The organism is Ureibacillus yapensis, from assembly GCF_003515775.1.
In the GTDB taxonomy this organism is placed as follows: domain Bacteria; phylum Bacillota; class Bacilli; order Bacillales_A; family Planococcaceae; genus Ureibacillus; species Ureibacillus yapensis.
The window spans coordinates 1-5,032 of the sequence record NZ_QWEI01000021.1; the positions used below are offsets into that span (position 1 = coordinate 1).

The 5,032-nt window shown below is 32.5% G+C and carries 7 protein-coding genes; 5 read left to right on the forward strand and 2 right to left on the reverse strand.

The genetic code is table 11. From position 1 onward, the window contains the following. The first annotated feature begins 172 nt into the window (after nt 1-172). Nucleotides 173-670, forward strand: coding sequence for a P-loop nucleotide/nucleoside kinase family protein (locus D1B33_RS18130; RefSeq protein WP_118877819.1), 498 nt, complete (start codon nt 173-175; stop codon nt 668-670). A 304-nt stretch (nt 671-974) separates the two neighbouring features. Here D1B33_RS18130 and D1B33_RS18135 read toward each other — a convergent pair whose 3' ends face one another. Continuing rightward, nucleotides 975-1,094 carry a YjcZ family sporulation protein gene (locus D1B33_RS18135; protein WP_118877820.1) on the reverse strand — a complete coding sequence of 40 codons (120 nt, stop codon included), beginning with the start codon at nt 1,092-1,094 and terminating at the stop codon, nt 975-977. Nucleotides 1,095-1,495: 401 nt separating this feature from the next. Between D1B33_RS18135 and D1B33_RS18140 the strand changes: the two genes are divergently transcribed. From D1B33_RS18140 to D1B33_RS18150, 4 genes are all read left to right on the forward strand, one after another. Continuing rightward, the gene (locus D1B33_RS18140; RefSeq protein WP_118877824.1) at nt 1,496-2,047 is read left to right on the forward strand and encodes a GNAT family N-acetyltransferase; all 552 of its coding nucleotides are present in this window, start codon (nt 1,496-1,498) and stop codon (nt 2,045-2,047) included. A gap of 184 nt (nt 2,048-2,231) precedes the next feature. Beyond that, the gene (locus tag D1B33_RS18695) at nt 2,232-2,462 is read left to right on the forward strand and encodes a helix-hairpin-helix domain-containing protein (protein WP_233549530.1); all 231 of its coding nucleotides are present in this window, start codon (nt 2,232-2,234) and stop codon (nt 2,460-2,462) included. 9 nt (nt 2,463-2,471) lie between these two features. After that, a complete protein-coding gene (locus tag D1B33_RS18700) occupies nt 2,472-2,735 on the forward strand; it encodes a helix-hairpin-helix domain-containing protein (protein ID WP_233549531.1) in 264 nt (87 codons plus the stop codon). Then, nucleotides 2,698-3,054 carry a VOC family protein gene (locus tag D1B33_RS18150; protein WP_158583021.1) on the forward strand — a complete coding sequence of 119 codons (357 nt, stop codon included), beginning with the start codon at nt 2,698-2,700 and terminating at the stop codon, nt 3,052-3,054. The genes D1B33_RS18700 and D1B33_RS18150 overlap by 38 nt, the downstream gene beginning before the upstream one ends. A gap of 658 nt (nt 3,055-3,712) precedes the next feature. Here D1B33_RS18150 and D1B33_RS18155 read toward each other — a convergent pair. Further along, on the reverse strand, nt 3,713-4,495 hold the full coding sequence (locus D1B33_RS18155; protein ID WP_118877822.1) for an SMI1/KNR4 family protein: 783 nt from the start codon (nt 4,493-4,495) through the stop codon (nt 3,713-3,715). Between the last annotated feature and the right edge of the window lie 537 nt (nt 4,496-5,032).

Here is a 5,032-nt window from a genome sequence, read left to right on the forward strand (position 1 = left end):
TCAACAATCGGGCGCTTTCCTGGAATAAAGAAAGTGCTTTTTTCATTAAGGGCCATATTGTTGAATAAAGGTTAATTTATATAGCTTGAAGAAATATACTTTAGTCAGGTTGTAAATTATAGTTTTACAAAGTAGGGCAACAACCAATAAAATAATCCCGGGGGATAAAAATATGAAACAATTGGGGACTCTATACTTTTTCTGTGGAAAAATGGGAGCAGGGAAATCAACTAAATCAAAACAATTGGCCATAGAAAAACATGCGGTACTGTTATCTGAAGATGAATGGCTATCATCTCTTTATCCCAATCAGATCACATCTTTTGAAGACTATCTAAAATTCTCAGCGCAGCTCAAACCGATGGTGAAAAAGCATGTTCAAAACATATTAAGTGTTGGTACAAATGTAGTGATGGATTTTCCAGGTAACACTCAAAAACAGCGAAAGTGGTTTTTGGATATAGCATCAGAGGTCAATGCAAACCATCAACTAATTTTCCTTAATTTAAATAACGAGCAATGTTTACGTCAGATTACACAAAGGCGTAACGAACAACCCGAAAGAGCAGCTTTTGACACGGAAGCGACGTTTATTCATGTTACTAAATTTTTTGAAGCACCAGAAGCATTCGAGGGTTTAAATATTTTAGAGTTTAGTGGAAAAGAATAACAAGGAGTTCAACACATCGCTATACAACTAAAAAAATAATAGTTGAACTAAACCAGCCAATAGAAACTCCTTTAGAATTCAACAATCGGGCGCAATTCTTGTACAAGGATAGTGTCTTTTTTAGTTAGCATATTTAAAAGTGGTATTGCTTACTTGAATCATATTGCGAAGCAGTATATAGAAATTTACTTAAGCATTCTACGTAAATAAGAAAGCGCTCTGGGGAAAGAGCGCTTTAAGGTCGGAATGGGGAATCGTATGGGAGATCATTATGGATAATCTTGCGGTGGCGGACAAGATTAAATTAGTAGTAGAACTTCATAAAAGATGCACCGACAATAATCAGTAGAATAAATAGAACAACAATCAATGCGAATTCATTGTTGTGTTTACCGCCATAGCTTCCACCGTAATTAGAAGACATAAATTCACCCCCTTTTGATATATAATTTATGTTTTTTTAAATAATTAACTTGGTATAATCGCGGAGTTTTTAGATACTAATTTCAAAAAAATAGATAAATAAACCGGAAATCAGATGCAAAAAAATAATGCTATAAAGTTATTCAGTTATGCATAATTCGAAGACATTGTACAGTAGCTTATTCACAATTAGGCGCGATTCTTGAAGAGTAATTTTGCTTTTTTCAGTTATCGGGGCATTTAATGGAGGAAGAATCTGAAGAAAAAATGAAGACATATAGTAATGATAGTATGGTGTTTGTGAAAGAATATACTTTAACAAGAAGCACCTTAGTTGAAGAACACACAAAAATATATAATAAATTAGTAAAAGCGAATACAATCAAGGGGAGGAAATTAAATATGATTGAACTAAAATATTTTGAACGTAGTGATTTCAAAAAACTTATTTCTTGGATTAATTCGCCTTCATTCCTACAACAATGGAGTGGATCTGCATTCGAATATCCGTTAACAGAAAGTCAGTTAGAAAAGTACATAGAAAATGCTAATAATAATCTCGCTGAAACTTTGGTTTATAAAGTAATAGAACAAGATAGTGGTGATGTGATTGGTCACATCTCATTGGGAAGAATTGATAGAAAAAACAAATCCGCAAGAATCGGAAAAGTATTGGTCGGGGAACCATATGTAAGAGGTAAGGGTATCGGTAAAAAAATGATTAGGGAAGTGCTTAAAATTGCGTTTAATGACCTTCAATTACATAGAGTTAATCTTGGGGTATTTGATTTTAATGAACCAGCGATCACATGTTATGAAAAAATAGGTTTTAAAAAAGAGGGTTTACTAAGGGATTCTAGTAAACATGGTGATGAATATTGGAGTCAATGGGAAATGAGTATTTTAGAAAATGAATGGTTGAAAATAAAAAATGATGAATCCTTATTAAAGTAGGGGTGCTTTAGTTAAGGAAGAATTAAGTTATTTTGGGTTAAGAACTTATAGTTACTCTATTAAAGGGCGCAATTCTTGAAAAGGAATTGTGCCTTCTTCAGCTAAAGGGCCAGATTGTTGAGGAAGGACTTTTACAGGGAGATAAAGAATTACTAAATAAATATAGTTTTAAAGGAGGAAGTATTTGAGTTCTAATCCAAAATTGCCACTAACACAAAACGAAAAAACAAAACTAAGAAAAGCTAAAGTGAAAATATGTGAATTACATACTCTTGGTATCGACCAGTTAGTTCAAATGATGGATATTTCAGTTGAAAGAGCAATGATTATAAAAGGTTTAGCCGAATTTCAAAATGTGCCATCTATTGGTTATAAATTAGCTGAAAAACTGGTATACAAATTAAACATTTACTAATTAAAAGAAATTAAAGATAAAAATGGTGCCGATTTATTTGATGAATTAGAGCAGCGTTTAAATGTATGGACAGATAGCTGTGTTGAAGATCAAATACGTTGCGTTATTAACTATGCGAATGATTCAAATAGTTCTTTGCAATGGTTTGATTTCACAAGTGAGAGAAAGAATTATCGAGAAAAAGTGGGTTATCCAGAGAGAAGACCTAAAACAGCTTGGTATGAAGGAGAAAGAGATGAAAACAAAATTAGCTCATGTCAGAGTGAATGTTAAAAATTTGAATGCAGCAATTGATTGGTATACGACTAAATTAGGGTTTAAAGTATCTGCTAAATGGCCACCTGACAAGCCTAACTATGCTCATTTTGAATTAGATTACGGAGCTACATTCGCTATTATGGAAGATAATAATTATCCGTCACACGGACGGTTTAATTTTAATGTTACAGATGTTGATTCATTATGGCTTGAATTAAAAGACAATGTTAATGTAATCGAAGAACTAGTATTAACTCCATATGGTACAAATAAATTCACCATTAGTGATCTAGATGGTAACGAATTAGGTTTCGTTCAGGAATCTGAAAGCTAATTATTATGCAACAATCGGGCGCGATTCTGGAATTAGGAAAGTGTCTTTCTTCATGAAAAGGTCCAGATTGCTGAAAAGAAAACTGGATATTTGTGTTAAAATCAGTATGGAGTTTGTGAAGGTTTGTACTAAACAACGATTGGGTGGATAATAAAACAAGAACAATAACTTTATATTGTAAAGGGGAAGAGATATACCGGGAATAGCTTGGGTTTTGATACCTTTTTATTTACTTGTTACAGTATTTTGGATAGCCAATTCACCGTATCTATTTTCATTGTGGGGTTTAAGTATTTGGGTAATTTCAATTTTATTAGGGTTTGTTGCTTATAAACAAATAATTGAACCAAAGGTTATAAGAAAACTTATATTGTTTTCAAGTTCCTTTATGGTATTTTTACTTTTAGTAACGGGTTTGATAAATTTGACAGTAAGTTCAATGCCATAACTGAAATTCAACTAATGAAAGCTTTTTATAATAAGCTTAAATAAACGCTCTTCAACAATCGGGGTGCAACCTTCTGCAGCAAGAATTGCGCCTTTCTTCATGAAAAGGACCATATTGTGGAACAACGTCGTTATAGAAATCTAAATATTAAGGTTAAAAGAATTCCTCTTATCCACTTTTAAGGCCCATTCTAAATAGGAGATTTTATAATTACAATTTTTCATTAATTCTAGAACCAAAATATTGAACATCACTATCGAAATCATTCATAAACTTCTCAGCAAGAACAGCCAATGTTTCCCTATCCAGCATATCAACCAAGGAGTGAGTAGCTTGGCTAACAGATCTTCTAACTTCGCTATTCGGATGATTAGAAAGATTTAAAAGTGCTTCACTAAACCATCCTATAGTTCTCTCATCGATTTCAAATGGAAGTAAATCTAGGGATTCAATAATACCAAAAACGTTGTTTTCTCTAATCGCATTTGATAAATCTTCATTTGAAATTTGAACGGTACCACTTGAGTCAAATTCAAATACGACTTCTTCTGTATATAATTGGTTTAAAAAGTGGTTGAAAGAGTCCGCAATCTCTACTAACACGTTCGATTCAACATCTATCCAAAGGAGAGGCGGATTTTCCTTCTTATATCTATAATCAAATGCAATCCAAGAATGACCGTCACCACCTAATAATACAATATCTTTTGGTAATTCCCACTCTTGAATTAAATCAAGAGAATCTAAAATTCCATTAGGTTTTCCAATACCCATAATATGATTGATATCAATTGAGTTCCCCTCAACAGCATCATTTGACGGACATGGATGAGCATTAAATTCTATATAACCACCATTTTGCTCCCTAAGAATATCTAAGTATACATCTGGTAGTTTCACATTTAACAGTTCTTCTGCCTCTTTAATCATAGAATCATTTAGAGGATTTAATTTGTAAATATCATCCTCAATATCCGATCTCCAAAGTTTCAATTACATTCCCTCCCTTTTTTAAATATCTACTATTTATTTTTAACTAAATGCCTTCAATCTTCAACAATCGGGCGCAATTCTTGAAGAGGAATTGTGCCTTTTGCAGCAATCGGGCCATATTGTGGAGGAAGAAAAACAAATATTTATGTAGAATTCAATAAAGATTGAAAGGAGAAGTAATGGATAAGATAAAACTCTATTTAAAGTATCGAAAAAAGCCATATCTTTTATATACTGCGCTTTTTATTACAGGCTTTATTATTGTTATCTTTATATTTGGACCTCCAAAGTATTATGTAGTGCCTATTTTATCAATGATCATAGCTTACGGTCTTTTAGAATATGTAGAGTATAAACGGTGGAAAAAAGATAAGTATTGATTAGGGCATGCTCAATCAATTGGAGGAAATTTCAATATCCTATTAAATATAAAACCCTACGAGAAGTTTTTTAGTGACTAATTAAACAAAGAACGTATTAAGCAATCGGGCCCAATTCTGCAGCTAGAATTGTTCTTTATCTTCATGAAAAGGGCCA

Excerpts from the sequence above, each read along its gene's own strand:
- D1B33_RS18140 (WP_118877824.1), top strand. The coding sequence starts at position 1,496 with ATGATTGAACTAAAATATTTTGAACGTAGTGATTTCAAAAAACTTATT.
- D1B33_RS18135 (WP_118877820.1), bottom strand. The coding sequence starts at position 1,094 with ATGTCTTCTAATTACGGTGGAAGCTATGGCGGTAAACACAACAATGAA.
- D1B33_RS18130 (WP_118877819.1), top strand. The coding sequence starts at position 173 with ATGAAACAATTGGGGACTCTATACTTTTTCTGTGGAAAAATGGGAGCA.
- D1B33_RS18150 (WP_158583021.1), top strand. The coding sequence starts at position 2,698 with ATGAAAACAAAATTAGCTCATGTCAGAGTGAATGTTAAAAATTTGAAT.